Raw genomic sequence first — 24,289 nt, 5'->3', positions numbered from 1 at the left:
CTTTGGCACATTGTGCCTCTTTTCAAAAGTGTCCGCAGTAACGGGGTAGAACCCACATAACGCCTGAGTTTCATGAGTCATTGAAAAAATCAAAGCTTAGAGCTGGTGATCTTCTTGTAGTGAGAGTCGGAGCAAACCGCGGTGACTCTTGCGTATTGCCAAAAATATTCGAAGAAGTTAACTGCGCAAATATTGTTTTCGCTAGACCAAAAGAAAATCTTTCGAGTTATCTGAATATTTACTTCCAGTCTCCAGAAGTACAGAGAAATCTGTTAGAGCAGACTGTTGGTGGTGCACAAGGGGTGATTAACACAAAATCTGTTTATCAGACCTTTATTGCATTGCCTCCGGTGGAAGAACAAACCGAAATCGTCCACCGCGTCGAGCAACTTTTCGCCTTCGCCGACCAACTGGAAGCCCGAGTCAGAACCGCACAAACACGGATTGATCGCCTGACCGAAAGCATTCTGGCCAAAGCGTTTCGCGGTGAGCTGGTATCGCAGGACTCGAATGATGAGCCGGCCAGTGTGTTGCTGGAACGCATTAAGGCGCAGCGGGCGGCAGCGCCCAAGGTCAAGCGGGGGCGTAAGGCGTCGGCTTGACCGCATGGGTGAATGAAATGGGTCTGATTGATTGAACCGTCGGGGCAGGGTGTGGGTACAGGGAGTAGTGCAATGGCAATTCCGGATTTTCAGAGTGTGATGCGCCCGGTTCTGGCGACGGTGGCAGACGGTATGCCGTTGGCCTTGAGTGCCCTGCGTGAGCAGGTAACCGATAGCTTTCAGTTGAGCGAGGCCGAGCGGCTGGAGCGGTTGCCTTCGGGCAAGCAGACGGTGATCAATAACCGGGTAGGCTGGGCGCGCACCTACCTGAACAAGGCTGGTTTGCTAAGTATTCCGACCAAAGGCATGGTGCAGATTACCGAACGCGGACTAGAGGCCTTGGCTAGCGGTCCGGAGCGTATTACCGTCAGCTGGCTCAAGCGTTATCCGGAGTTTGTAGACTTTCATGCGCCTAATCCTACGGCCAATTCGGTAGCTGCAGAACAGCCGGAGTCCGCTGAACCCGGCGAGCAAGCTACCCCCGACGAACAAATGACCAGCGCCCATCAGGCCATGATGCAGTCCTTGGCAGATGAACTGCTGGCGCAGGTCCGCATGGCCACGCCCAGCTTTTTTGAGCAGGTAGTGGTCGATCTGATGATCGCCATGGGCTACGGCGGCTCCCGCAAGGAAGCTGGTAGCGCCACCCAGGCTACATCCGATGACGGTATCGACGGCATCATCAAGGAAGACAAACTTGGGCTCGACGTCATCTACCTGCAAGCCAAACGCTGGGCCAACACCGTTCACCGTCCAGAGATCGACAAATTTATCGGCGCCCTGACCCGCCAGCGCGCCCGCAAAGGCGTATTCATCACCACCTCAGACTTCTCCGCCGGCGCCCGCGAGGCGGCTCTGGGACTGGATATCAAGGTGGTGCTGATCGATGGCGTTGAACTGGCACGCCTGATGGTGGAAAACAACTTGGGTTGTAGCGTAAAGCAGGTCTATGAGGTCAGACAGCTGGATACGGATTACTTCAGTGAGGATTAGCTAGTAAACCAAAAGCATATCGCCAAAATACTTTCGCAGGTTAAAGCCAATCGGTTGATCAGCAAAGGAGAGACTAATGGGATGGGATACCTTGGCTGCGATGGCAGCAGTGTTAGCTGTAGCATGGTCTTACGGTTCAGCAGGTGAAGATCGTAGACTTGAGTTTAAGACGTGGTTGGCAGGGAATATAAAGCGAGCCAAACCAACTGCGTCGATTCTTCTATTCAAGAGTTCATTCTTTGTATGCATGATAGGCGCTGGAGTTATAGCTTGGAATTCTGTTTGGGATATATATGAGTTTAAAATAAGTCTCGAACCGCTGACTAGAGATGAAATAATCCATCTCCTAGTAGTGGTTTTTAATGCATTTTTTTACTCGATAGCTTCATTAGTACTCGCTATTGTTCTCTTCGCACGCGATAGTAATTTTTCTGAAGTATACTGGCATCGTACGGGAGGAGAACTGAGGCTGATGTTTGACAAGGAACAGTTCCCACAAGAAAGCTTGGGTAATTTGCTCTCCGATGGAATTACTCTTCGCGTGGTCAATGCAAAACGCGGAAAAGTGCAACTCAAAATTGAAGAACCAAAGGGCGTTTCAATCATTGGCCATGACGCGGCAGATTAAAAAGGACTTTTTATGCTTAATGCAGTTTTTGCAGGAAAGAAGCGTGGCAGTGGCTTAGAGAGTCAGCATTACGCGCTGGATGCAGCTGACGGCGCTGAAGATGTTTTGACGGCTAGCGTGTTTGAGCGGCTAGCCTATCTCCCTGACGACTTATTTTCAGCAGTATTCTCTGATTTGCTTAATGAGCCTTTTGGTCCGCTTCACAACATCGACTATTGGCCCTCGTGGTTCAAGGCGGACGGCACCCGAGTCGAACCTGACCTATTGGTTCAAGATGCACAAGTCTCAGTGCTGGTTGAAGCCAAAAGACATGACTACCGGCGGCAACAATGCGCCGATCAGTTGGCTAATGAGCTGGTGTCCGGTTGGCATCAGAATGTGCTGCCGCAGCAGTGCATCGTGCTAACGCTGGGTGGCTTGGAAAACTATGGTCATATGGAAGTTAGCCGCCTTCTTCGCGATATGCTCGTAAGACTTCCCGAGGGGAGCGGAGTGCGATTCAAGCTGGTTTGCCGCAGCTGGCAGCAACTTTATCAAGCGTTAGAGACAAATCTGTCGCCGGAGTCGCCTCCTGGTTGTTTCCGCCTTCTTGATGATATCGCCAAGTGCTATGCATGGCATGGTTTGCGTACTCACGCCATGCGCTGGCTTCGCGATCTTCCGCCACGCGCGCTTGAGACTCACCCTGGTGCATTTTCCGCATGGAGCATTAAATGACAGAGACACTTGAAAAGGCGCTGCTAGACGTACGTAGTGCCTATCGGTTGCTGGCCGATTATCAACAACGCATGTTTGAGCTGCTGGGTTTTGTACGTGAACAGCTGCACGCGACGCACTATCACCATGAGTATGTTTACTCACTGCCGCAAGGCTTGGGCGGACTTGAGAACCAATGCCACAGCGGCAAGCGATACTTGCCCTTTTATGATTTGTCAGCCATTTGGCTGAAAAAAAAAGGCCAAGATGCACCTTGGGACGATCATCGTCCTGGAGACTTAATGTTCGGGGCCTGGGTCCGAAGCGATACCGGATTCGACAAGTTTACTGGCGAATTTAGCGACAAGCCTGTAGAGCAGACCCGCAGCGAACTAATGCTGTCAGTAGTAGTATGTGACACGCCAGCACCCAAGCCCTGCAACTGGTACGGAAATGTTTGGCCTGCTATCGACTATCCGGAAGATGGTGAGGTCAATGATCACGACCTTCCCGGCTATCGCTGTTTTGCGAAAGCAATTGATTTAGCTCAGCTAGGGGACAAGATTGCTATCGACAAGGCAATCAATGATTGGCGAGCAGTTGCGTTAATGAAGTTAGGTTTGCCTTCGGGTGCTTTCTAGTACCTGAGGCGGCCGAAAGTAGCTACATCAATAATTAGGGTCAGATGAGAATCAATGTGAGTTTGATAATTTTGACTTACACGTTTGGGCGCAAAGGCTTGCTTGTTGCCCGTGTTACTCGCAGGCAGACAACAAGCCCCGCATCTGATTACAGAACGTTGATTTCTGTTTGAGTACGTAACCTCGCGGAGGAGGGCTGCAGGAAATTGAGCTTTTCACTCGACCTAGATGTATCGCATCATGATCGTGAGATTATTCTAATAACCAGTGCGACAGGACGTCAGAGGCAGGCCCTTGACCTGCTTGGCTCTCCGATGAAGTCGTTTCGGAACAGGAAGTTGAGATGCTATTCAGACCTACCATCGGTAAGATCCAGCATGAACCCCTTTTAAGCGATCAGCCCGCTCGCCAGATGCAAACGCCCGCTGGTGGCGGCAGTATTAACTTCCATCTAAGATCAAAATTTACAGCCCTCATGCTTCTTGCCGTTACGCTCCTGACTGGCGGAGCAGCCAGTGCGGAAGGCATAACCAGAGATCAAGTGCTCTCTTTTGACACCCGAGGGGCGCTTGCTGCGCTGGAAGATGCCTTGATTGTTCATGATGAGATTCCTACGCTCGAAAGCTCAAAGATGCTGGGCCGTGATCAGCGCTCCGCAAACGAGGATCTGGATAATCTGGTTCAAGAGGCTATAGAGGTTTTTGAATCCGATCTGATAACTGGCCTGAGAGATCAGTATCGCAAGCTGGAAGATGATCTGGAAAGTGAACGGAACCGGCTTACGGAGTATCGGGCCGAACGGATCCTGGCCAGCCGCGAGGATCCCAGCCTGCGGGCGAAACTGGTGCCTGGCGAAACCTTGAAAAGGTTCGTTGCTGTATCCCGCGCAGATTATGACGCTCTGATCGAAACAACTCAGCAAAACATCGCCAATCTTGAAGAAGAAAAGGCGAACACAATCGTGCAGATGAGCAAGGCGCTCAACGCGATTGGAGTCGAACTGAACAGTGACCAGCTTGAAGTCATGATGGCATCCGTTATCGGGGATGACATCGTAACCATGTCTGTCGTTTTCAATTCGATCAAGGATATGACCAATCAGCTGGCCGAACTGACTCAAGAGTCTGGAGAAAATCTTGCCCATGCCAAGAAGTATTACGGCATGGTCGTGATGCTGCACCGAATCATTGCCGCCATGCAGGAGAATTTCGTAAAACAGGTGGACGAAAAATATCTTCCAAAGCTTGAGGAGTACCGCCAAACCGCTCAAGCCAACATCAAGGAATCCCGTGAACTTGTGAATGTCGGTACCGGTGTGGCCACCCTCGAAAACAACATCCGTTCAAACAAGCTGACCATCGAGGTGATTGATCTCTACTCGGGACAGTTAAAGAGCCAGCGCAAAAAGGTCAGCAATGGCCTCGAAGTGACGCTGCGTGAAATGAACGTTGCCAATAATACGTACAACACCGTATCGCTCAGTTCGGCTGTGGTCAGCATGATCAGAGAGGGGAGCAATACCTTCGAACATCTGATTTCGATTCAGATGCCGGATGTACATGAGTTTCAGAATGACGAGGTGCGCGAGGAGTTTCGGGCTATTACCGCAAAGCTGAATATGTAGATCACGAGACTCAGCGATTGTCGCGAGCCCATTGGGCGGTCCCTGGTAATAGAGCAGCAATCAATTGACAGTTATGGCGAGGGGCTACTTCCCTATCGTAGCATCGTAGTACGGAAGGAGACTTTATGGCTCGTACCATCTATGACACGCCCACCCGAGCTACGTGTCCGGCCGTTCGCGACGAAAAGCTACCCCTCCCCGCAGGGTCGTCAGAGCGCTGGCCAAGGCCTGATTAAGGACTTACTGAGCACAGGGTTTGAAATGGAAAAAGATGTCAATATGAGCGCCAGCGGCTCCAGGAAGAGCACCCTCAAGCCCCATCCAACAAAAGAAGAAATCGCCCTGCTACCTGCTTTTGAAGGACTGCAACTTAATCAGATCGTCCTCCTTGAATCACCTGAGCAATTTAAAGACGCGCTTGCGTTAATTCAGGCCGCAGGCGTGGTCGGCTTCGATACCGAGTCGAAACCGGTATTCATCAAGGGAGGAAAGAACCACGGGCCAGACGTTGTGCAGATCGCCCTGGATGACCGGGCTTATATCGTCCCTATAGGCACGAACCCACCTATTGAATTTCTGAAAGCCGTTCTTGGCTCAAAGGATATCATCAAGGTCGGATTTGGCTTGAAGTCGGATCGCGCTCACCTGAGACGGAAGTTCGGGGTTCTGCTCCAAGGCGACGTAGAACTGACTCAACCACTGCGCGCGCTCGGGTATCGACAACGTCTAGGCGCCAAAGCCGCTGTTGCCGTGGTGCTGGGTCAGAATCTGAAAAAATCTAAATCGGTGACTACTTCGAACTGGGCAATGCGCCCACTGCAGAAATCTCAGCTGCTGTACGCGGCTAATGATGCCTTCTCAGCGCTGAAAATATTCCGGGCACTTGGCTCACCGCATCAACTGACCCACACCAGAACCAAGGTTATTCAAGACCCTTGTTCGGAGGGAGTAATGGGGTCAGATGAACATTAAATACGATCGTTTGGCAACACAAAAGCCATGCAGTCCCACTCGATGACTGGGCGGGTGACGTCAGGTTGCCGGGTAATAACTTTTGGGACGAGGGCGCGGCCTTGAGCGAGCATCTGGACTTGCTGGGCTGTGACTGGGTGGAAGCGCTCTTCCTTGTCTTCGCCGATACGCAGTGAGATCACCAGAATGCCGCCCGGTGCCAACAGGTCGCTGACGATGCGCATGGCGCGCTCGTGCTGGTCAGGGCGCAGGTGCATCCACACGGCGCTGATCAGGATCAGTTGAAATCGCTGGTCCAGCGAGCGTAGGCGTTTCAGGTCGGGGAGGGCGTCATCCAGCCAGGTTACCGAGCCGGGTTTGCAGTGTTGCACTGTGGTGTGAGCTTGGCCCAGCTGTCGCAGTTTCTCGCTGGGTTCTACGGCTGTGACGGTCCAGCCCAGCTTGGCGAGCCAGCATGCGTCCCGTCCTGATCCCGCGCCGATATCGCAAGCAAGGCCTGGTTGGGCTGGTAAAAGGTGACGCCAGGCAGAATGAACGACCTCCGGGTCTACGGCCTGGTAGGCAGCAAAGAGCTCGTCCGCACGTTCGATGTAGTAATTCATGTAATGACATCTCCGTCTCAAGCGAGTGTATCGGTTGGGTAGGGGGTGTCAATCGAGTAGGGCAAGGACTGTCGGCGCGGGATCATCTGTACCCAGGTCGTTTTTCATGTCGATTTTCTAGCACTATTTCGACATGACGAAGTGTCGTGTCGATGACCTCGACATATCCGACTGGTGAAGTTCAAGCGAACCCGGCAGACCGCACCTAGCGACGCAGGTGCGGATGGAGCGGTATTTTGGGGTCTAGGCCAACTTTTAAATATGAGGTCTTGCGTTACTGCGCTGGCACCCAGCCGTCATTGGATTTAGCCATTAATATCTCCGAGCGTTGCACAGAGCGGCCGGCAATCGGCCTGGTTGCATCCACGTCTACATCGCAGAGGTAGACATTGGTGCGCTGTTCTTCGCAGCTATGGATGGTGACGGCGTGGATGTCGACTTTCAGCATGCCGGACATGCTTTCGCCGCCGATCTCTCCCATCATCGTGGACATCTGATTCATCTGGGCTTCCAGCAGGGCCTTGACGTCGTTTTCTGATGGCCCGCTTGAGCAGGCGCTGAGCAAGAGACTTGATCCGAGCAGGAGCGCTCCGTAAATGGCTTTTTTCATTCTGATTACCGGTGGTGGTTTTGTTGTAGGCGAGGTTATGTCAGATATCCGGGCGGGACAATACCAGGCTTGACGCTGAGGCCTTGCGTTGTGCTGAGCGGTTGGATGTAATTGGGGCAGAGTAGCGATTGGCTCGTAGATACTGATTGAGGACTTCCCACTTGGCCCTTGCCAGGAGCAAACCATGACATCATTCAGATCAGGTCTAGCGATCCTGTTGGCAAGCTTATTCGTACTATCGGGTTGCGCCACCGCTATCCGGGATCAGAATAGAGCCAAAGATCTGAATCACGGCCAACCTGCTGTGCAGTTGGGCCCACGTCCGGCATGGCTGGTGGACGACATGGATGATGGTCCCCTCAAGGAGAGGCTCAAGCGCTGTGACGTGGGGCGGCTAAGTCGGACTGATTTCTCCATCGGGCACCGGGGCGCGCCGCTGCAGTTCCCGGAGCATACTCTGGAGTCCTATGTGGCAGCCGCTCGCATGGGCGCCGGTATTGTGGAATGCGACGTGGCCTTTACTGCCGACCGCGAGCTGGTCTGCCGCCATGCCCAGAATGATCTGCACACCACCACCAATATTGTCACCATCCCCGAATTGAACGCCAAATGCACCCAGCCTTTTATGCCTGCGGATCCGGCGTCTGGCCTGCCAGCCAGGGCAGAGTGCCGTACCAGTGATATCACGCTGAAAGAGTTCAAATCGCTGAAAGGCAAGATGGACGCCTTCAACCCCATGGCGATTACGCCGGAGGAGTTCGTGGGTGGCACGGCCAACTGGCGCACCGACCTTTACGCCAGCCGGGGCACGCTGTTAAGCCACCGGGAAAGCATCGAACTCTTCAAGGCGCTGGGTGTGAAGATGGCGCCGGAACTGAAGACCCCTGTGGTAGACATGCCTTACCAGGATGATTACACCCAGCAGGATTACGCGCGCCAGATGATTCAGGATTATGTCGATGCTGGCGTCGCACCACGGAATGTCCGGGCCCAGTCGTTTCTGTTGGACGATGTGCTCTTCTGGGTGAACGAGATGCCTGACTTTGGCCGGCAGGCAATGTTCCTGGACCAGGAGACCATTACCCCGGAGACATCCTCGCTGGCCTATATGGAAAACCTGAAGACCCAGGGCGTGAATATTATCGGGCCAGCTATTTGGAAGATGCTCACCCTCAATGACCAACAGAAGATAGTGCCGTCAGAGTATGCCAAGAACGCCCGTGCCGCCGGCCTGGACATGATTGCCTGGACTGTAGAGCGCAGCGGGCCGCTGGGCAAGGGTGGCGGTTGGTACTACCAGACCGTGACCGATGCTATCAACAATGACGGTGATGTCATGAACGTGATTGACGTGCTGGCTCGGGACGTGGGTGTGATCGGTATCTTTTCCGACTGGCCGGCCACTACGACCTATTACGCCAACTGTATGGGCATGGATTAAGTCTCAAAAACCAGAAAACCCGCGTTAGCGGGTTTTCTGTGAGATGGCGTCTTGAACTGCTGCTCAATAACGCTCCGAACGCTGCTGGCGAATACCGCTGCCGTAGTTACGATTCTGATTTTGCCGTGGATCCTTTTGGTACTGCTGCTGCCGGGAATTGTCGAGCATGCGGTCGCGGTTCCGTTCCCAATTCTCACGCTCCTGGTTACGCTGCTCTTTGTACCGCTCCTGTTGAGCGCGGTAGTCCGGGCGTTGGTATTGATCATTGCGGCGTTGGTCGGGTCGCTGGTGCTCAGACCAGCGACCGCCGTGCTGGTCGTATCTGTTGCGATCACGGTGGTCGTCGTACCGGTTATGCCGGTCGTACTTGTCATGACGGTCGTACCGATCTTGCCGGTGCTGCTGGCCATGCCTGGGGTATTGATGTTGCTGCGACCACTGCTGGTTGTGCCTCGGCTGCTGATGTAGGCCAGGGTAGTAGTCATATCGCTGAACCTGGCCCTGCTGGATATAGATGCCTGAGGATTGACCATAGCTCTGCCGTTTTGGCTGCACGACGATTACCCGAGGCTGCGTTTGATATGCCTGCTGGCCATAGCGCTGATTCGCAGAGTCGTAGGGGCTGGCATAGGGGCTATTGGCGCAGCCAACCAGCAACAGGGTCGAAATGCCCGCCAGGGCGATACTACGAAGTATGTTCATTTGGTTGTCTCGCTTGGGCAGACCACATTCTTTCCGGCTTCGGATGCGTCCTGCAGCGCGGGGATTATTCATAAGACAGCAAATTGAAGATAAAAACTGCATCGTAAATGTAACTTTACATAGATTTACACTGTGGTCATGCCGTTGTCTGATTTTGTGACATTGAGCCGACCGCTGGACGCCCCTTTTAGTTCTCATCACTTGCATTTGGATCTATGCTGCGCGGCAAAGTGAGGCATGCCCAGCTTTATTGGCGGTCAGCCATAGACTTGCTTTTTCTCTTCTGAGGTTACCCATGACTGAAACAAGAATTGCCATTATTGGTGGCGGCTTGGCGGGGCTGTATGCGGCCTACCGGTTGGGTAAGCTGGGCATTGCATTTGATATTTTTGAGGCGCGCAATCGGCTAGGTGGCCGCATTCATTCAACCGAGTCAGGTGGCTTTGATCTTGGGCCGTCGTGGTTCTGGCCGGATTTTCAGCTGCGTATGCATAATCTGGTGTCCGAGTTGGGTTTGCCGGTGTTTGAACAATATACCGCCGGAGCCACCATGCTGGAGGACCGGGCTGCGGGTGCTGTGCGCGGCGCTGGGTATTTGCCGGGTAATACGTCCATGCGTGTCGAGGGCGGAACCGGTCAACTGGTGCGGGCACTCGAGAGCTTAATACCGCCAGAACATCTGTACCTGAATGCTGCGTTGCAGGCTGTGCATCTGGATGAACAGGCAGTAAGCCTTGTGTTTGCTGACACGCCAGACCAACTGCCGCGCTATTCGCATGTTTGGTTGGCGTTGCCGCCCCGGTTGGCAGCAGCTATTCAATTCAGCCCATCGCTGCCCAAGCATGACTTGCAGAGGCTGATGGCTGTGCCGACCTGGATGGCTGCCCATGCTAAATATGTTGCCCGCTATGCCGAGCCGTTCTGGCGTGAGACGGGGCTATCGGGCGATGGCTTCAGTCGTATTGGCCCTTTGGCTGAAATTCATGACGCGTGCAATGAAAGGGGCGCCGCGTTGTTTGGTTTTCTCGGCGTTAATGCCGCTCAACGGGCAACCCTGAGTGCACCTGAGCTTAAAGCTGCCTGCCGTGCCCAGCTTGTACGTTTGTTTGGTGAGCAGGCGGCAGCGCCAATAGATGATTCCCTTTACGACTGGGCGACGGATCCCTATACGGCAACAGAACAGGACCGTGTTTCATTGGGAGAGCACGGATCACTGGATTCAGGCTTCACGTTGGCAAAGCCGTGGGCAGATCGCGTGCATTTCATTGGTAGCGAGGCAGCGGTTGAGCAGGGCGGCTATATGGAAGGTGCGTTAGCTGCAGTGGAGACGGTATTGGCGGATCTGGGTATGCCGAAAAGCTCTCAGCCGGCGTAAGGCTGTTGCGAATTGCTGCCAACCAAGGTGCTATTTCATCAGCCCAGTGTTGGCCGATTTACCATACGACTTTCAATTCCCGCTGCCTTGCGCAACTGCTACTATCGCGCTCTTATTCTCCTAATCACAGAAAGGAATCGTCTAGGTGATCAACAAATCCGCGTTGCCAGTTGCCCTTGCAGCTCTGTTCTTTCTTGGTGGCTGCGCCACTGAAACCTCCCGCACCTTGGAAGTCCCTAAAGTCGCCAGCTACGGCACTGCGTACCAGGGCGAACGTTCTCTGATTGCGGTGGGGCAGTTCGATAATCGTTCAAGCTATCAGCGCGGCATTTTCTCCGACGGTGTGGACCGTCTGGGTAACCAGGCCAAGACCACTCTGGTCTCACACCTGCAGCAGACCAACCGTTTCAATGTGCTTGAGCGAACCAACATGGCTCAATTGCAGGCCGAAGCGGCCTACAGCGGCGCTGCCCAGCAGATCAAGGGTGCTTCCTTTGTGATTACGGGCGATGTAACCGAGTTCGGCCGCAAGAACGTGGGCGATCAGCAGTTGTTCGGCATTCTGGGCCGGGGCATGGAACAGGTGGCGTACGCCAAGGTGAGCCTGAACGTGGTTAACGTGGGCACTTCCGAGGTTGTTTATTCTGCCCAGGGCGCGGGCGAGTACAGCCTGTCCAATCGTGAGGTGATCGGCTTTGGTGGTACTGCCGGTTACGATGCGACCCTGAACGGCAAGGTGCTTGATCTGGCCATCCGTGAGGCCGTCAACAACCTGGTACGGGGTGTGGAGTCGGGCGCCTGGAATCCTTCCAGCAAGTAAGTTAACAAAAGGAATTGTTATGAAGTCGATTCTCCTGAAAGGGGCACTCCTCGGGTGTGTCTGCCTGTTGGGCGCCTGTGCACCCGTAAGCCCGCCGCTTTACTACTGGGGCAATTACCAACCAGTGCTCTATCAGCATCATAAAAACGGTGTGACCAACTACGACCCGCAGATCAGCGCGATGGAAGCCATCGTGGCTCGTGCTCAGGCACAGGGTCAAAGCGTGCCGCCGGGGCTGCATGCACATCTGGGTATGCTGTATTTCAATACCGGCCGTGAGTCCGAAGCGCAGGAACAGTTCGCGTTGGAAAAGCAGCTGTTTCCTGAATCAGGTCACTTTGTGGATTACGTGATGAAATCGCAGCCGGAGGCTTCCCTATGAGGTTATCTATCAAACTGGGTGCTCTGGTGTTGTTGAGCGCGTTGCTGACTGGCTGCGTAACGACCACGCCCTATGACTACACCGCGTTCCGCGCGAGCAACCCGCGCTCCATTCTGGTGTTGCCGCCGGTCAACCAGACCCTGGACGTATCTGCCAGCTACAGCTTCTTGACCCATGTAAGCATGCCGTTGGCAGAATCGGGCTACTACGTTTTTCCCGTAGCGGTTGTTGAGGAGACCTTCCGTGAGAACGGTCTGAACAATCCCGAAGAGATTCATGCCTTGCCCCTGGAGCGTCTCAGTGAGGTGTTTGGCGCTGATTCGGTGATGTACATCAAGATCACTCAGTACGGCACCAGCTTCCAGCTCCTGGCCAGTGATACCCGCGTAACCGCTGATGCGTCATTGGTCGACGGTCGCACCGGGCAGCTTTTGTGGAAGGGACAGGCTACGGCATCCAGTACGGAGCAGAGTAACAACAATAGCGGCGGTGGCGGGCTGGTTGGAATGCTGGTGGTAGCGTTGGTTGAGCAGGTGATCAATACCACGACCGACCGCAGCTACGAGATCGCCGGCATTACCAGTTCTCGGCTGTTGTCATCCGGTGCGGTTAACGGAGTATTGCCTGGACCGCGTGCGCGTAATCAGCAACTGCAGTAGGCCGTAGGCGACAACCTCGGGGTAGGGCGCTGAGCGGTCTTTGCAGGCCGCTCTACAGTGCAAAATATCTTTTATATGGCTCAGTGACTGACGGTTAGCTATATAGGCGGGGAAAGCCGCCCCATGCTCAGGGCCGACCCGTTTTGCGGCCGTAAAAGTAAATGCCCATGGCGATTAAGCCGCCTATGATCATTACGTATCCAGCGCCGCCTCCCATGCCAGTCTGATCGCCACCGGTAGCCAGTGTGATGATGGTGCCCAGCACTATGCTGATGATGCTCATTACAAAAAGCACAATCAGGCTTTTGCGAGGCTCTTTTTTTACGACGGTTTGCGGATCTTCCATATCAAATTCCCAATACTGATGTTTGTTTAGGTTTCTCTAACTTGGGTAACCCTAGAACAAAAATGTCCGACATTGAATGATGGACGGGGGACATATAGATACGTGAAGTTTCAGAAGATGCATAAGTAATGGCATCGGAACTGACTTGTTTGTCTGTGTTCAGGACCCTTGAAGGCCTTGAAATAGAGCCGTTTGACCTGGGTATATGGGAAGTCGTTTGTTTACAGATTGGTGGGGATCAACAAGCCTTTGCGCCGATAGGCATCAATATCGATTCCGAAGGCGCCGCTACTGTGTATTTCTCGAATGCGGCATGACTTGCCGCTCGCGTCTACGCTGGTTTTGGCCAAATCTATGACCACTGCTTTGCAGAGTTCCTTATTGGCGTTGAGTACGCGGAGTATTCTCGGTTTGAGTTTGTTGCCTGGCGCGCAGCCTATGATGATGCCTACCTCGTCGTTGGCCAGTTCGACAATTTCACCGGGTGGGTATATGCCCATCAGGCGAATAAAGTGGCCGACGATCCCTTCATCAAAATGGCTGTTGGCAGCGTCATTCAGTATGCGTAGAGCCTCCAGGTTCGACTTGCCCTTGCTGTAGACCCGATCACTGTTGATGGCGTCATAGGCGTCTACAACGGCAATGATTTTGGCGAAGTAGGGAATCTTGCCGGCGTCTAGGCCGCGCGGGTAACCCCTGCCGTCCAGACGCTCATGGTGTGAGTAGGCGACGTCAACGGTCGCTGGGGTGATCTGTTCATTGCTCATCAGCAGCCTGCGGCCCTCGATGGCATGGCCTTGCATGATGCGCAGCTCATCAGCGGTGAGGGCGCCTGGCTTGTTTAGAATCTCATCGGGCACCTTGAGCTTGCCGACATCATGCAACATACCGCATACGCCGATCTGCTCCAGCTGATAAGGGGCCAAACCCAGCTCCTTGCCAAGGGCGATGGCCAGCATGGCGACCCTCAGAGAGTGCTCGGCGGTGTAATGATCGCTATTCTTGATACGGGCCAGCCAGAGCATCGCCGATGGGTTGCGCAGGATGCTGTCGACACATTCTCGCACCACAGCCTTGACGGCCTGCACATCCAGTTCATGTCCCAGCTTGACCGCTTCCAGAATACGCAGTGACTCAGCGTGTGCCGCACTCCAGGCAGGAGAGGCCTGTTCTATTTCCTGGGTAAAGTCGACTTTGCCAATCACGGGTTGGAGTTCGGTGGCTGCAGCGGGGCTCTCTGGTGCTTGGGATTTCTTGACGCGGCTGATCCGGGAATCCACCCAGACATGCTTGCATACCTGCTGCAGCAGCAGGATTTCCTGTTTTTGACGGATGCGGAATCCCTGAAACAGGAAGCTGGTTTCTGTCCAGGGCCGATCGAGCTCGACCACATACATGCCTATGGCCAGGTCGGCAGCATCAATCTTCATACGGTCCGTGGGTATATTCTCGGACATGGAACCTCTTTATGAGGGCGGCTAGCGCTATTTTTGTTGTTTACAGCCCATCTGACTTACCGTGTTCATTCCCAGATTACCCATTATTACGAATGTGGAATCAAGCTAATTTACGTTTTCAGACAAAGTTAAAAGATTAAGTCCTGGTAGTTGGCTTGTCTTGTGGTTTTTGAATGTCCGCAGTCAATCCTGTCTCTCCGGCCAGATCAGGCGCATCAGGGCCTGCCTTCTGGGATCGGGAAAGGTGATGGTGTTATTTGAGCCCTGAATTGCCAGAATTTCATCAAGGGTATGAAAAAGAGAGGGATGATTCTGGATGCACTGGGGAATGCTTTTTTCGAGAAGCACCCCCAGGTATTGATCCAGATTATCCAGGTCGGTTTGACTCTCATCCGCGAAGCCATGCTTGTGTATCGCTTTCAGGGCGATGGCTTTCCATTCATCCCGGTAACTGGTCTCCAGCCTTTCCGGGTACAGATACAGGTCCTGGATCTCTTTCTCTACCGGGACCACAATCTGCACCGGCGGAAAGAGCAGCCGCATTGCCAGCAGGTCATGGATGTCGCTCAGATGCTGGTCCACCGACTGCCTGATCAACTCGATCCTCTTCATGGTCATTCACGTATCAACCCGGTTGAAATGGGTTTGTCAGCCTAAAGGCTGCCGAATACTTTTTTGGCCAGGTCGCTTGCTGCCGCAGCCGGATTACTGCGGATGTCACCTTCCTGTTCGGCTATCATCTCGAACAGACCATCCAGCGTGCGCTCGGTTACATAGCCTTCGATGTTGGCTGCCTGACTGTCAACGACACCAAAGTTGGCTGCCTGGGACGCAAAGGTGTTGTATTGCTGGGCGAGGCCTACTTTGTCGGTCGCATTCTTGACGACGGGCAAGAAAAGCGCGCGGATCTGGTCGCGGCTACTGCTTTCCAGGTAGCGTGTGGCCGAGTCGCTGGGGCCTGTGAGGATCGACTTTGCATCCTGCACACTCATCTTGCTGATTGCATCAATCAGTAGCGTCTGGGCCTGGGGAACCGCCGCTTCGGCTGCCTGGTTCATGCTGTTCTCCAACTGGGTAATCTGGCCACCCATGCCCATCATCTTCAAGGTGCGCGATGCCTTGCCCAGCGTGCCGGGAAGTTCAATACGCAAGTCCGGGTTATCGTTGAACCCACCTGGTGCGCCAAGCTCTTGTACTGCAATTCGTGTTCCCTGAGTCAGTGCATCCTTGAGGCCGGCACCAGCATCCTTCTGGCTCAAGTCCGACAGCGACAGGGCGCTTGCTCCGGTCGAAAGCAGGGCGGTGAACAGCGCGACAAATATCAATATACGGGACATGGTAAGCCTCTGGCGTGGACAGTCTAAGATCATAGATTAGCGTATCAGCAACATTGATGGGACCTAAAGAAGGCATAGTGCAGTGGGACTTCATGTCCTTTTGTATTTTGGCTGGGGCTTGTTGTCTTGATTCGCTACCTTATGTCGAGGATCGTTATGGCCACTCGAGAGTGGTCGTTCATGTTTTTTACTTCTGGAGACAACCTAGCCCATGCCCGCACAGGACCTGATTAACCTGGCCCGCCAAACGATCGCGCATTACGAGCAGAATGCCGAGAGCTTCCGGGAGGGTACGCGTGATCATGATGTAAGCCAGAATGTCGATGCTTTGCTACGTCATATACCAGCATCAGCGCCGCTGAAAATACTCGACGTGGGCTGCGGACCGGGTAGGGATCTGCGAACCTTCAAAGCCCTTGGCCATGAGCCGGTGGGAGTCGACGGCTGCGAGCAGTTTGTGGCAATGGCCAGGGCAGATACCGGCTGCGAGGTATGGCTACAGGATTTCCTGGTGCTGGATCTGCCAGAGGGCCAATTCGACGGTGTTTTTGCCAATGCAGCGCTCTTTCATATTCCGCACCAGGCGTTGCCGCAAGCGCTACGTCAGTTGCACCAGACGCTGAAGCCCGGTGGCGTGCTGCTGAGCTCCAATCCGCGGGGCGATGATCAGGCCGGGTGGACCGGCGATCGCTATGCGGCCTATTACCGGCTGGAAACCTGGTGTGCCCTGATGCAGGCGGCGGGTTTTGTTGAGATTGAGCATTACTATCGCCCCCCAGGTTTGCCACGCGACCAGCAGCCCTGGTTGGCAAGTGTCTGGCACCGCAACTGAAAGTATATTTGCAAATACATTATCCAGACACTAGTATTTACAGATACATTTTATCAGGGCGCCCCGATATGTTGAGTACACCCGAAATAGCAACCCAGAAGACCACTTCTGCGACCGGTCTGCGCACTGCCGTGGCCATTCTCGATAAGTGGGGCGCAACAGGCGAGCAGGGTGAGGCAATATTACGGGTCTCCCATAGCACCTATGCACGGGCTAAACGCAAGGGTGGTCTGGCGTCCATCAATCTGGATCGCGATCAGCTGACCCGAGTGAGTTTTGTGCTCAACATCCATGCGGCATTACGCACTATTTTCGACAATCCCGACAACCTGTATGGCTTCATGGGTATGGCGAACGACAATGCGTTCTTTCTTGGCCGCTCGCCGCTGGACGTCATGGGCGGTGGAGATATTGTCGCCGTGTATGAAACTTTTCGGCGTATTGATGTGCTGCGTGGCAGCCAATGGTAACGGCTAAGGATCTGCCGGTTCTGTCTGCAGACCCTGTGCGCGCGTATCGCCTGGTCAACTCGAAGTTTCCCCCAATCGCCATATTTGATGATGTGGCCAGTGCTGATGAGTTCGAGGAGCTTTACGCGCTGCAGGCACTGACCAATCCCCGGTTGGCGAATCAGGCCGGGCGCCTGGAGCTGATTCCGCGAGCCGACATTCCCTTTGGTATTCAGGGTTGCAGCTATGCTGCTGCCCCTTTTACCCATGTGAATCCTGATGGCTCGCGCTTCAGCGATGGATCCTTCGGTGTGCTCTATTTGGCTGACTGCATGGAAACCGCTATAGCCGAGGTGCGTTATCACCAGCAGATCTACTGGGCCAATGTACCGGCTCTGCGCTTTGAACGTTTTGTCTTCAGAGGTCTGACCGCGCGTTTTGACGAGGCTGGAGTGCTGGATGCGTTAACTGCATCGCGCTCTGATCCCATTTATTCGCCCACTGCCTATGATGCTTCCAGATTGCTTGGCCGCAGTGCGTTTGATGCTGGCAGTACGGGTATTAGGTATCACTCGGTCAGACAGCCTGGCGGCATATGCTGGGGCTTGCTGACGCCCAGACAAGTCTCATCCGTCGTGCAGACGGCGCATTATGAAATGATCTGGAATGGTGAGGTGATAGGAGTGCACAAGTTGTCGACCAAGGTTGGGTAGGCTGCCGCCAACCAGGTAGCCAGCGGCAGGGAACCTATCAATAGCCGTCTTCGGTCTTCATCTCGGTATCGCTATCCTGATAATCGCTACTGTTTTCCTCTGCGCGATCCTCATCACGGACCTCCTCACGCTCGTCGCGGATATTATCCAGACCCGCGCGCTCTTCTTCAGGCTCAAGCAAATCCCGTGCGTAGCTCTGAGCTTCTGCCTCTGTCATGCCTTCATCCTGGGCAAATGTCGGTGGTGCCAGCAAAAGATTGACGGCCAGGGCCGAAATGAACAGTAAGGGTGTTGTTGTTTTCATGGTGCGACCTCCATTAATACGTAAGAACCGGTGTGGTTCTCCTACTTGGACGCCCAATCGCGCTGTGAGTTCGGCAAGGTACTTGACCCTAAAGCTGGCTTTAAGGATATGGTGTAGTCAGTGATCTGCTGACGGGATAAAGATTGATGAAGACATTCAGCATCGGTGAGCTTGCCGCTACCAGCGGTGTAGCGACACAAACGATTCGTTTCTACGAGCAGCAGGGCCTGATGCCCGAGCCGCGGCGGACGGAGTCCAACTACCGGCGTTACCCACAGGAGGCGGCTGACCGTTTGCAGTTCATAGTGCATGCCAAACAATGGGGGTTCACCCTTGATGAGGTGCGTGAGCTGCTGATGCTTCAGGATGCCAACGGTGATCGCGCTGATGCCAAGCGTATAGCCGCTGAGAAACTGCACAAGATTCGAAAACAGATCCAGAGCCTGCGCCGCATAGAAGCGGTGCTGGCCAAAACAGTTGATGAATGCTCTGGCGAGGGCGCGGTTGCGGGCTGCCCAATTGTTGAGGCCATTGCTGACCATGCCTGATCACGCGTTTGGGAGTTGTTATGAGTGAAAGTATCGAGATCGGCATCAGTGGCATGACCTGCGGCTCCTGTGTGGGACGTGTGGAACGTGCACTGGCTGGTGAGTCGGGCGTTACCAGCGCCCAGGTGAACCTGGCAACGGCAAAGGCCCATGTGGTGTTTGATGGGCAGATCGATGCTCCGGCTGTGATTCGCGCCATTGAAGGCGCTGGTTACACGCCGGTTACGCAAAGTGTCGATATTGCGGTGCAGGGTATGACCTGTGGGTCCTGTGTGTCGCGGGTCGAGAAGGCCATCAGCCAACTGTCCGGTGTGCTGCAGGCGAGCGTCAATCTCACCACGCAAAAAGCCTCGGTGAGTTTTTTGCCGGAAATGATCACGCTGCATCAATTGCATGGGGCGATCCGCGGTGCAGGCTATGAACCGCAACAGGTAGAGACAGCCGGCGGTGCGCAGGATACCCAGGATCACGAGGGGCAGGAGCTGCGCAGCCGAATGCTGTTTGCTGCCGCGCTGGCCATACCCATCGTGTTTATTTCCATGGGCAAAATGCTGCCAGGGCTGGATGCTCTGTTTGCCAATATCATGCCCCATCGCGGCTGGGTGGCTATCGAATGGCTATTGACCACACCAGTGCTGTTCTACGCTGGTGCGCGTTTCTTTCGCACCGGCTTTGCTGAACTCAAGCATCTGAATCCGGGCATGAACAGCCTGGTAATGATCGGCTCCAGCGCGGCGTATTTCTACTCGGTTGTCGCCTTGCTGGCGCCGGACATATTCCCAGCCGGTTCCGCCGGTAGTTATTTCGAGGCAGCAGCCGTCATCGTTACGTTGATTCTGTTGGGCCGTTACATTGAGCATATCGCCAAGGGCCGCACGTCTGAAGCCATCAAGAAACTACTGAGTCTGCAGGCCAGGACAGCCCGGGTGATACGCGACGGTGAGCCGGTAGAGGTCGCTATCGAGAGCGTCATTGCGGGTGACCGAATCCAGGTCCGGCCGGGCGATCGCATACCAGTGGATGGGGAGGTAGAGGAAGGGCAGTCCTACGTTGATGAATCCATGATCAGTGGCGAGCCAGTGCCGGTTGCCAAGGAAGTGGGATCCGAGGTGGTAGGCGGTACCATTAACAAGAATGGTTCCCTGGTGTTCAGGGTGACGCGGGTGGGCGGCGACACGGTCCTGTCGCAGATCGTAAAAATGGTCGAGCAGGCCCAGGCTGACAAGCCGCCGATTCAGCAATTGGCGGACAAGATAGCTGGCGTTTTCGTGCCGATAGTCATCTTGATTGCGATTATCACCTTTGTGGTCTGGTACCTGTTTGGCCCCGAACCCACGTTGTCCTTTGCCTTTGTAACCAGTGTCAGTGTGCTGTTGATCGCCTGCCCCTGCGCGATGGGCCTGGCAACGCCAACGGCGATCATGGTCAGTACTGGCAAGGGTGCCGAACTGGGCGTGTTGTTTCGCCGTGGAGCGGCGCTGGAAACCCTGGCGAAGATGGATACCGTGGTTCTCGACAAAACCGGCACCCTGACCCAGGGTCGCCCCGAGTTGACTGACTTTGTGGTCGTGGATGGTAACCGCGAGGAACTGCTCGGCTGGGTTGCAGCGGTGGAGTCCCAGAGTGAACACCCGATAGGTGAAGCCATAGTCAGCGCTGCCAAAGGCGAGTCACTGGAACTGCCGCCTGTGAGCGCATTCAATAACGAGCCTGGCTATGGCATTGAAGCGCAGGTGGCTGGGCGGCAGGTGCATATCGGCGCTGACCGTTATATGCAGCGTCTGGGCGTCGATCTTGCTGCAGCGCAAGATCAGGCGAAAGCGCTGGCGGAGGAAGGGAAAAGTCCGTTCTACGCAGCCGTGGATGGCAAACTGGCGGTCATTATTGCGGTGGCCGATCCGCTCAAGGAAGGCTCGGTGGAGGCGATCGCCGAGCTCAAGTCCCTGGGGCTGGAAGTGGCCATGCTGACCGGCGACAACCGCGTGACCGCAGAAGCCATCGCCCGTCAGGTGGGCATCGACCGGGTGCTTGCTGAGGTGTTGCCGCAGCAGAAGGCCGAGGAGATCAAGCGCTTGCAGGCGCAGGGCAAGCAGGTGGCCTTCGTTGGCGATGGCATCAACGACGCACCGGCACTGGCTCAGGCCCACGTGGGTATTGCAATTGGTACCGGTACTGATGTCGCCATTGAAGCGGGTGATGTGGTGCTGATGCGCGGCGATTTGCGCGGCATCGTTAATGCCACTGCGCTTTCACGCCGGACCCGTAGCACCATCCTGGGCAATTTCTTTTGGGCTTATGGCTATAACCTGGCGCTGATTCCGGTGGCCGCGGGTGTGCTGTACCCAGTGGCGGGGTTTCTGTTGAATCCGATGCTGGCAGCGGGAGCGATGAGCCTTTCGAGTATTTTCGTTTTAACCAATTCGCTACGTCTACGGCGATTCAAGCTGGGTTAAAACAGGCTCTTCAGCCCTATTGAGCTAAAATCCATCCTTGACCACTTAAACCGAGGTCTGCATGGTCGCCAAGCTTACAGACAACCGTCAGGGAATCGCCTACGGCGTCGGCGCATATACGATGTGGGGTTGTTTCCCGCTGTTCTTCGCCCTGTTCGAGGGTGTGCCGGCCTTTGAAGTGCTGATCCATCGCATCATCTGGTCCTGCGTCTTTCTCGCTGTGGTTATCACACTCATGCGCCGCTGGCAGCCCGTCAGAGAGGCGCTGTCTAGGCCCGGTCGGCTGGGTAGGGTGCTTGGCTGCGCGGTATTGATTGCAATCAATTGGGGTGTCTACATTTACGCGGTGGAAACCCACCATGTACTGCAGGCAAGCCTGGGATATTTTCTGACGCCATTGGTCAACGTCGCCCTGGGCATGCTGATACTGCGCGAACGAATGGCCCCGCTGCAGGGCGTTGCTGTGGTGCTTGCTGGAACTGCGATTGTGTTGCAACTGGTCGTGCTGGGTACTATGCCCTGGATCAGTCTGATTCTAGCGTTGAGCTTCGGCACCTATGGCTTGCTGCGCAAACAGATTCTGCTTGATGGCTTGTCGGGTCTGTTTGTGGAAACGCTGCTGTTGCTGCCTCTGGCGCTGCTGGTGCTGGCGGGTATGTTTCAGATGGGCCAATCAAGTTTGGGTGGCAATGAACATATCACCTTGCTGTTGATGGCCAGCGGCGTGGTGACCGCGTTGCCTCTGCTGGCTTTCGCCGGGGCGGCTAGACGGTTGAGGCTGGCGACGGTCGGTTTTCTCATGTACATCAACCCGAGCATGCAGTTTCTGATTGCACTGCTGGTATTCAAGGAGTCGATCACTGGAATCCAGGTGGCCAGCTTTGCCTTGATCTGGCTGGCCCTGGGGCTGTACTCCTGGTCGACCTGGCGAACCCTGCAAACGAGCAGGGCGCGCCAGGCTGGTTCATAGGGCTGCCTGGCGCCGTATGAAGTCCGCGGTGACATCAGGCTGGGTAACCGGCAGCATATGCCCCCCGTCAATCAGTTCCAGCTCGGCATTGGGCGCTGCCGCTGCAATAGCCTCACCCTGTTCACGATAATCAAGAATTCGATCCTGGCGGCCATAGAGGACTGCCACTGGCATTGTCATGGAAGGATACTGCTGTTGCATCATGGGCAGCACATCGGGCAGGGCGTTCATGTCCTCCGAGGCAGCAATGAACTGGCTCGGACGCAAACCCAGCAGACCACCGCCACGTACCGGGAAGTCCTTTGGCACGCTCTCTGGACCAAATACGATATCCATCACCTTTTCCCTCTGCAGGATCGATCCCGGGGTTGCCAGCGTCCAGGCCACCAGGCGGCGCAGCCAGGGCCAGGTGACACCCAGAGCAGCAAAGGCCTTGGATGTCTCAGTTGGCATGTGAGTCAACGGGGCAACCAGTGCCAGCCGCGACACCTTGTCAGGATGCCTGAGGGCGGTGGCGAGGGCGACCGCGCCGCCAAGCGAGTGGCCTACGATCAACGGCTTGTCCAGCTTCAGCGCATCGATCAGGCCAGCTACTACATCCGCCTGCACTGCCAGGGATGCTGATGATTGTGGGTGCCGGAGGGAATAGCCGCTGCCCGGCCGGTCAATGGCTATGACCCGGTGGGTCTTGGCCAATTGGCCCATGACGCTATAGCTGAAGTTCTGAGCTACCCCGCCAAGACCATGGATCATCAGAATAGGGTCGCCCTTACCCTGCTCAAGGTAGTGCATGCGATTGCCCATGATCGTCACGAAGCGGCCCTCCGGTGGAAGGCCCATTCGCACGCGCATGGCAACAAACAGTGTAAACAGGAACAGGCCCCCCAGAAAAAGCGAGAGGCAGATGAGAATAAAGCTGAATAGAAAATTCACCTTTTAAGTCCTTTTAGGATGCGGAGGGTCCGTTGGCCTTTTGTGTTGCAATCCCTGGCAGCAAACGCCAGTAATTGACCGGCATTATGCGCTCAAGCCATGAAAGAATGCGTGCATCGTTACCAACAACAACCCGAGGTTTATCCCGTTCGATACCCCGAACAATAATCTCCGCAGCCTTGGCCGGCGGCATGCGCAGCAGTTTTTCTGCTTGCTTGAGCTTGAGCGCATGCTCGGCCTCATCAACTCCCTCGGGCGGACGGGCACTGGTAGCAATGGCTGTGGCAACGCCGCCGGGATGCACGACGGTGACGCCCACTGGACCGCCATTAAGTTCCAGGCGCAGGGCATTGGAGAATCCACGCACCGCAAATTTGCTTGCACAGTAGGCTGTCTGGCCGGCGGGGGTAATAAAGCCGAACAGGCTGGAGATATTCACAATACGGGCTGCTGGACGTTGCTTGAGCAGGGGCAGGAAGGCGCGAGTCATACAGACGACGCCGTCGAAGTTGATCCTCATGAGCCAGTCAAAGTCCTCGGTTTTGACCTCGTCAAAATTCCCACCCAGGGCCACGCCCGCATTGTTGATGATCAGGTCCACTTTTCCATGCTCGGCTATCACGGCTTGAGGCAGGGCGCTGACGGCGGAGCGGTTTGCGACATCCAACTGATGTTCGCTGACCTTCACTCCGATGGCTCTCGCCTGGGTAGCGGTCTCTGCCAGTGCTGTGGTGTTAACATCGGCCAGCGCCAGGTGGCAGCCGCGTTGGGCCAGGGCGATGGCTAAAGCGCGACCAATACCACTACCTGCTCCGGTAATTACTGCAACACAATCATGAACTTGCATGGCTTTTATTATCCTTTTTATTGGAACTGCATAACGCCGTCGTCAACTCGGCCGTACTGAATAGTGAGCTTGTCCTGGAAGTAGTTCTGATGCACCTGCCAGGGTTTGCGATCACCCTGTTTGGGCAGCATGCCTTCAGCTCGCTGAACATAACCGGAGGTGAAGTTGAGGAATGGGGCATCCTGTACATCTGCACCACGCATTGGCACGGCCGTCTTGTAGCCATGGCGATCCATGTACTGCAGCAGCCGGCAGGTATAGTTCGAGGTCAACTCAGCTTTGAGTGTCCAGGAGGCATTGGTATAGCCAAAGGTCAGAATCAGATTGGGGATGTCGCTGAGCATCATGCCCTT

The 24,289-nt window shown here is 54.9% G+C and carries 28 protein-coding genes and 1 pseudogene; 18 read left to right on the top strand and 11 right to left on the bottom strand.

Features of this window, described 5'->3' with window-relative positions; translation table 11 throughout:
- The first annotated feature begins 80 nt into the window (after positions 1 to 80).
- The 7 genes from AAC076_RS16065 to AAC076_RS16035 all read left to right on the top strand — a co-directional run bounded on the left by AAC076_RS16065 (position 81) and on the right by AAC076_RS16035 (position 6,156).
- Positions 81 to 602, top strand: coding sequence for a restriction endonuclease subunit S (locus AAC076_RS16065; RefSeq protein ID WP_339847640.1), 522 nt, complete (start codon positions 81 to 83; stop codon positions 600 to 602).
- Positions 603 to 674: 72 nt separating this feature from the next.
- On the top strand, positions 675 to 1,595 hold the full coding sequence (locus tag AAC076_RS16060; RefSeq protein ID WP_339847637.1) for a restriction endonuclease: 921 nt from the start codon (positions 675 to 677) through the stop codon (positions 1,593 to 1,595).
- 76 nt (positions 1,596 to 1,671) lie between these two features.
- Positions 1,672 to 2,223 (top strand): hypothetical protein, encoded by a 552-nt coding sequence (locus AAC076_RS16055; protein WP_339847635.1) that lies wholly within the window; start codon positions 1,672 to 1,674, stop codon positions 2,221 to 2,223.
- A gap of 12 nt (positions 2,224 to 2,235) precedes the next feature.
- A complete protein-coding gene (locus AAC076_RS16050) occupies positions 2,236 to 2,940 on the top strand; it encodes an F-box domain-containing protein (protein ID WP_339847632.1) in 705 nt (234 codons plus the stop codon).
- Positions 2,937 to 3,560, top strand: coding sequence for a hypothetical protein (locus AAC076_RS16045; RefSeq protein ID WP_339847630.1), 624 nt, complete (start codon positions 2,937 to 2,939; stop codon positions 3,558 to 3,560). The genes AAC076_RS16050 and AAC076_RS16045 overlap by 4 nt, the downstream gene beginning before the upstream one ends.
- A gap of 412 nt (positions 3,561 to 3,972) precedes the next feature.
- Positions 3,973 to 5,184 (top strand): hypothetical protein, encoded by a 1,212-nt coding sequence (locus AAC076_RS16040; RefSeq protein ID WP_339847629.1) that lies wholly within the window; start codon positions 3,973 to 3,975, stop codon positions 5,182 to 5,184.
- Between the two features lie 261 nt (positions 5,185 to 5,445).
- The gene (locus AAC076_RS16035) at positions 5,446 to 6,156 is read left to right on the top strand and encodes a 3'-5' exonuclease (protein ID WP_339847627.1); all 711 of its coding nucleotides are present in this window, start codon (positions 5,446 to 5,448) and stop codon (positions 6,154 to 6,156) included.
- Here AAC076_RS16035 and AAC076_RS16030 read toward each other — a convergent pair.
- Together AAC076_RS16030 and AAC076_RS16025 are read right to left on the bottom strand one after the other, a co-directional pair.
- The gene (locus AAC076_RS16030; protein WP_339847624.1) at positions 6,153 to 6,758 is read right to left on the bottom strand and encodes a class I SAM-dependent methyltransferase; all 606 of its coding nucleotides are present in this window, start codon (positions 6,756 to 6,758) and stop codon (positions 6,153 to 6,155) included. The two genes, AAC076_RS16035 and AAC076_RS16030, sit on opposite strands and share 4 nt — an antisense overlap.
- Positions 6,759 to 7,032: 274 nt before the next feature.
- Positions 7,033 to 7,368 (bottom strand): hypothetical protein, encoded by a 336-nt coding sequence (locus tag AAC076_RS16025; protein ID WP_339847621.1) that lies wholly within the window; start codon positions 7,366 to 7,368, stop codon positions 7,033 to 7,035.
- Positions 7,369 to 7,552: 184 nt separating this feature from the next.
- Between AAC076_RS16025 and AAC076_RS16020 the strand changes: the two genes are divergently transcribed.
- Positions 7,553 to 8,809: a glycerophosphodiester phosphodiesterase family protein gene (locus AAC076_RS16020; protein WP_339847618.1), complete on the top strand. Its 1,257-nt coding sequence runs from the start codon at positions 7,553 to 7,555 to the stop codon at positions 8,807 to 8,809.
- A gap of 63 nt (positions 8,810 to 8,872) precedes the next feature.
- Here AAC076_RS16020 and AAC076_RS16015 read toward each other — a convergent pair whose 3' ends face one another.
- A complete protein-coding gene (locus AAC076_RS16015; RefSeq protein ID WP_339847616.1) occupies positions 8,873 to 9,511 on the bottom strand; it encodes a hypothetical protein in 639 nt (212 codons plus the stop codon).
- Positions 9,512 to 9,806: 295 nt separating this feature from the next.
- Here AAC076_RS16015 and AAC076_RS16010 point away from each other — a divergent pair, with 295 nt between their 5' ends.
- The 4 genes from AAC076_RS16010 to AAC076_RS15995 all read left to right on the top strand — a co-directional run bounded on the left by AAC076_RS16010 (position 9,807) and on the right by AAC076_RS15995 (position 12,747).
- On the top strand, positions 9,807 to 10,886 hold the full coding sequence (locus AAC076_RS16010; RefSeq protein ID WP_339847613.1) for an FAD-dependent oxidoreductase: 1,080 nt from the start codon (positions 9,807 to 9,809) through the stop codon (positions 10,884 to 10,886).
- A 145-nt stretch (positions 10,887 to 11,031) separates the two neighbouring features.
- Entirely contained in the window at positions 11,032 to 11,706 is a 675-nt protein-coding gene (locus tag AAC076_RS16005; protein WP_339847611.1) for a CsgG/HfaB family protein, read from the top strand.
- A gap of 19 nt (positions 11,707 to 11,725) precedes the next feature.
- Positions 11,726 to 12,088, top strand: a complete 363-nt coding sequence (locus AAC076_RS16000; RefSeq protein WP_339847609.1) for a DUF4810 domain-containing protein — start codon at positions 11,726 to 11,728, stop codon at positions 12,086 to 12,088.
- On the top strand, positions 12,085 to 12,747 hold the full coding sequence (locus AAC076_RS15995) for a DUF799 domain-containing protein (RefSeq protein WP_339847607.1): 663 nt from the start codon (positions 12,085 to 12,087) through the stop codon (positions 12,745 to 12,747). The genes AAC076_RS16000 and AAC076_RS15995 overlap by 4 nt, the downstream gene beginning before the upstream one ends.
- Positions 12,748 to 12,874: 127 nt before the next feature.
- On the opposite strand, the gene AAC076_RS15990 is transcribed toward AAC076_RS15995, so the two are convergent.
- From AAC076_RS15990 to AAC076_RS15975, 4 genes are all read right to left on the bottom strand, one after another.
- On the bottom strand, positions 12,875 to 13,093 hold the full coding sequence (locus AAC076_RS15990; protein ID WP_339847606.1) for a hypothetical protein: 219 nt from the start codon (positions 13,091 to 13,093) through the stop codon (positions 12,875 to 12,877).
- A gap of 221 nt (positions 13,094 to 13,314) precedes the next feature.
- The gene (locus AAC076_RS15985) at positions 13,315 to 14,550 is read right to left on the bottom strand and encodes an HD-GYP domain-containing protein (RefSeq protein ID WP_339847603.1); all 1,236 of its coding nucleotides are present in this window, start codon (positions 14,548 to 14,550) and stop codon (positions 13,315 to 13,317) included.
- A gap of 183 nt (positions 14,551 to 14,733) precedes the next feature.
- Complete coding sequence (locus AAC076_RS15980) at positions 14,734 to 15,168, bottom strand: hypothetical protein (RefSeq protein WP_339847600.1); 435 nt, start codon at positions 15,166 to 15,168, stop codon at positions 14,734 to 14,736.
- 35 nt (positions 15,169 to 15,203) lie between these two features.
- Positions 15,204 to 15,887 (bottom strand): DUF4197 domain-containing protein, encoded by a 684-nt coding sequence (locus AAC076_RS15975; protein ID WP_339847597.1) that lies wholly within the window; start codon positions 15,885 to 15,887, stop codon positions 15,204 to 15,206.
- A gap of 211 nt (positions 15,888 to 16,098) precedes the next feature.
- Between AAC076_RS15975 and AAC076_RS15970 the strand changes: the two genes are divergently transcribed.
- The 3 genes from AAC076_RS15970 to AAC076_RS15960 all read left to right on the top strand — a co-directional run bounded on the left by AAC076_RS15970 (position 16,099) and on the right by AAC076_RS15960 (position 17,881).
- Positions 16,099 to 16,719, top strand: coding sequence for a class I SAM-dependent methyltransferase (locus tag AAC076_RS15970; RefSeq protein WP_339847594.1), 621 nt, complete (start codon positions 16,099 to 16,101; stop codon positions 16,717 to 16,719).
- 68 nt (positions 16,720 to 16,787) lie between these two features.
- Complete coding sequence (locus AAC076_RS15965) at positions 16,788 to 17,189, top strand: hypothetical protein (RefSeq protein ID WP_339847591.1); 402 nt, start codon at positions 16,788 to 16,790, stop codon at positions 17,187 to 17,189.
- Positions 17,183 to 17,881 carry an RES family NAD+ phosphorylase gene (locus AAC076_RS15960; RefSeq protein ID WP_339847588.1) on the top strand — a complete coding sequence of 233 codons (699 nt, stop codon included), beginning with the start codon at positions 17,183 to 17,185 and terminating at the stop codon, positions 17,879 to 17,881. Before AAC076_RS15965 ends, AAC076_RS15960 begins: the two co-directional genes overlap by 7 nt.
- Positions 17,882 to 17,918: 37 nt before the next feature.
- Here the strand turns inward: AAC076_RS15960 and AAC076_RS15955 are convergent, their stop codons facing one another.
- Positions 17,919 to 18,185 carry a hypothetical protein gene (locus AAC076_RS15955; RefSeq protein WP_339847586.1) on the bottom strand — a complete coding sequence of 89 codons (267 nt, stop codon included), beginning with the start codon at positions 18,183 to 18,185 and terminating at the stop codon, positions 17,919 to 17,921.
- A 146-nt stretch (positions 18,186 to 18,331) separates the two neighbouring features.
- Here AAC076_RS15955 and AAC076_RS15950 point away from each other — a divergent pair, with 146 nt between their 5' ends.
- From AAC076_RS15950 to rarD, 3 genes are all read left to right on the top strand, one after another.
- Entirely contained in the window at positions 18,332 to 18,733 is a 402-nt protein-coding gene (locus AAC076_RS15950) for a helix-turn-helix domain-containing protein (protein WP_339847583.1), read from the top strand.
- A gap of 20 nt (positions 18,734 to 18,753) precedes the next feature.
- Positions 18,754 to 21,186: a heavy metal translocating P-type ATPase gene (locus AAC076_RS15945; RefSeq protein WP_339847581.1), complete on the top strand. Its 2,433-nt coding sequence runs from the start codon at positions 18,754 to 18,756 to the stop codon at positions 21,184 to 21,186.
- Between the two features lie 61 nt (positions 21,187 to 21,247).
- Positions 21,248 to 22,156 (top strand): EamA family transporter RarD, encoded by a 909-nt coding sequence (gene rarD / locus AAC076_RS15940; RefSeq protein ID WP_339847579.1) that lies wholly within the window; start codon positions 21,248 to 21,250, stop codon positions 22,154 to 22,156.
- Here rarD and AAC076_RS15935 read toward each other — a convergent pair.
- The 3 genes and pseudogenes from AAC076_RS15935 to AAC076_RS15925 all read right to left on the bottom strand — a co-directional run.
- Positions 22,151 to 23,089 carry an alpha/beta hydrolase gene (locus AAC076_RS15935; protein ID WP_339847576.1) on the bottom strand — a complete coding sequence of 313 codons (939 nt, stop codon included), beginning with the start codon at positions 23,087 to 23,089 and terminating at the stop codon, positions 22,151 to 22,153. The two genes, rarD and AAC076_RS15935, sit on opposite strands and share 6 nt — an antisense overlap.
- 13 nt (positions 23,090 to 23,102) lie before the next feature.
- Positions 23,103 to 23,936, bottom strand: coding sequence for an SDR family oxidoreductase (locus tag AAC076_RS15930; RefSeq protein WP_339847575.1), 834 nt, complete (start codon positions 23,934 to 23,936; stop codon positions 23,103 to 23,105).
- 17 nt (positions 23,937 to 23,953) lie between these two features.
- Positions 23,954 to 24,289: pseudogene (locus tag AAC076_RS15925) on the bottom strand (FAD-containing monooxygenase EthA); the annotation flags it as partial.

The sequence above is a fragment of the uncultured Halopseudomonas sp. genome (assembly GCF_963977355.1).
Taxonomy (GTDB): domain Bacteria; phylum Pseudomonadota; class Gammaproteobacteria; order Pseudomonadales; family Pseudomonadaceae; genus Halopseudomonas.
Note: the sequence above shows the minus strand (reverse complement) of the source record. Positions and strands in the feature narration are given on the sequence as shown.

Coding starts and splice junctions, on each gene's coding strand:
- AAC076_RS15965 (WP_339847591.1), top strand. CDS start 16,788: ATGTTGAGTACACCCGAAATAGCAACCCAGAAGACCACTTCTGCGACC.
- AAC076_RS15945 (WP_339847581.1), top strand. CDS start 18,754: ATGAGTGAAAGTATCGAGATCGGCATCAGTGGCATGACCTGCGGCTCC.
- AAC076_RS15960 (WP_339847588.1), top strand. CDS start 17,183: ATGGTAACGGCTAAGGATCTGCCGGTTCTGTCTGCAGACCCTGTGCGC.
- AAC076_RS15985 (WP_339847603.1), bottom strand. CDS start 14,550: ATGTCCGAGAATATACCCACGGACCGTATGAAGATTGATGCTGCCGAC.
- AAC076_RS16040 (WP_339847629.1), top strand. CDS start 3,973: ATGCAAACGCCCGCTGGTGGCGGCAGTATTAACTTCCATCTAAGATCA.
- AAC076_RS15995 (WP_339847607.1), top strand. CDS start 12,085: ATGAGGTTATCTATCAAACTGGGTGCTCTGGTGTTGTTGAGCGCGTTG.
- AAC076_RS16060 (WP_339847637.1), top strand. CDS start 675: ATGGCAATTCCGGATTTTCAGAGTGTGATGCGCCCGGTTCTGGCGACG.
- AAC076_RS15970 (WP_339847594.1), top strand. CDS start 16,099: ATGCCCGCACAGGACCTGATTAACCTGGCCCGCCAAACGATCGCGCAT.
- rarD (WP_339847579.1), top strand. CDS start 21,248: ATGGTCGCCAAGCTTACAGACAACCGTCAGGGAATCGCCTACGGCGTC.
- AAC076_RS15930 (WP_339847575.1), bottom strand. CDS start 23,936: ATGCAAGTTCATGATTGTGTTGCAGTAATTACCGGAGCAGGTAGTGGT.
- AAC076_RS16035 (WP_339847627.1), top strand. CDS start 5,446: ATGGAAAAAGATGTCAATATGAGCGCCAGCGGCTCCAGGAAGAGCACC.
- AAC076_RS15955 (WP_339847586.1), bottom strand. CDS start 18,185: ATGAAAACAACAACACCCTTACTGTTCATTTCGGCCCTGGCCGTCAAT.
- AAC076_RS16015 (WP_339847616.1), bottom strand. CDS start 9,511: ATGAACATACTTCGTAGTATCGCCCTGGCGGGCATTTCGACCCTGTTG.
- AAC076_RS16045 (WP_339847630.1), top strand. CDS start 2,937: ATGACAGAGACACTTGAAAAGGCGCTGCTAGACGTACGTAGTGCCTAT.
- AAC076_RS16000 (WP_339847609.1), top strand. CDS start 11,726: ATGAAGTCGATTCTCCTGAAAGGGGCACTCCTCGGGTGTGTCTGCCTG.
- AAC076_RS16010 (WP_339847613.1), top strand. CDS start 9,807: ATGACTGAAACAAGAATTGCCATTATTGGTGGCGGCTTGGCGGGGCTG.
- AAC076_RS15980 (WP_339847600.1), bottom strand. CDS start 15,168: ATGACCATGAAGAGGATCGAGTTGATCAGGCAGTCGGTGGACCAGCAT.
- AAC076_RS15990 (WP_339847606.1), bottom strand. CDS start 13,093: ATGGAAGATCCGCAAACCGTCGTAAAAAAAGAGCCTCGCAAAAGCCTG.
- AAC076_RS15950 (WP_339847583.1), top strand. CDS start 18,332: ATGAAGACATTCAGCATCGGTGAGCTTGCCGCTACCAGCGGTGTAGCG.
- AAC076_RS16030 (WP_339847624.1), bottom strand. CDS start 6,758: ATGAATTACTACATCGAACGTGCGGACGAGCTCTTTGCTGCCTACCAG.
- AAC076_RS16055 (WP_339847635.1), top strand. CDS start 1,672: ATGGGATGGGATACCTTGGCTGCGATGGCAGCAGTGTTAGCTGTAGCA.
- AAC076_RS16050 (WP_339847632.1), top strand. CDS start 2,236: ATGCTTAATGCAGTTTTTGCAGGAAAGAAGCGTGGCAGTGGCTTAGAG.
- AAC076_RS16020 (WP_339847618.1), top strand. CDS start 7,553: ATGACATCATTCAGATCAGGTCTAGCGATCCTGTTGGCAAGCTTATTC.
- AAC076_RS16025 (WP_339847621.1), bottom strand. CDS start 7,368: ATGAAAAAAGCCATTTACGGAGCGCTCCTGCTCGGATCAAGTCTCTTG.
- AAC076_RS15975 (WP_339847597.1), bottom strand. CDS start 15,887: ATGTCCCGTATATTGATATTTGTCGCGCTGTTCACCGCCCTGCTTTCG.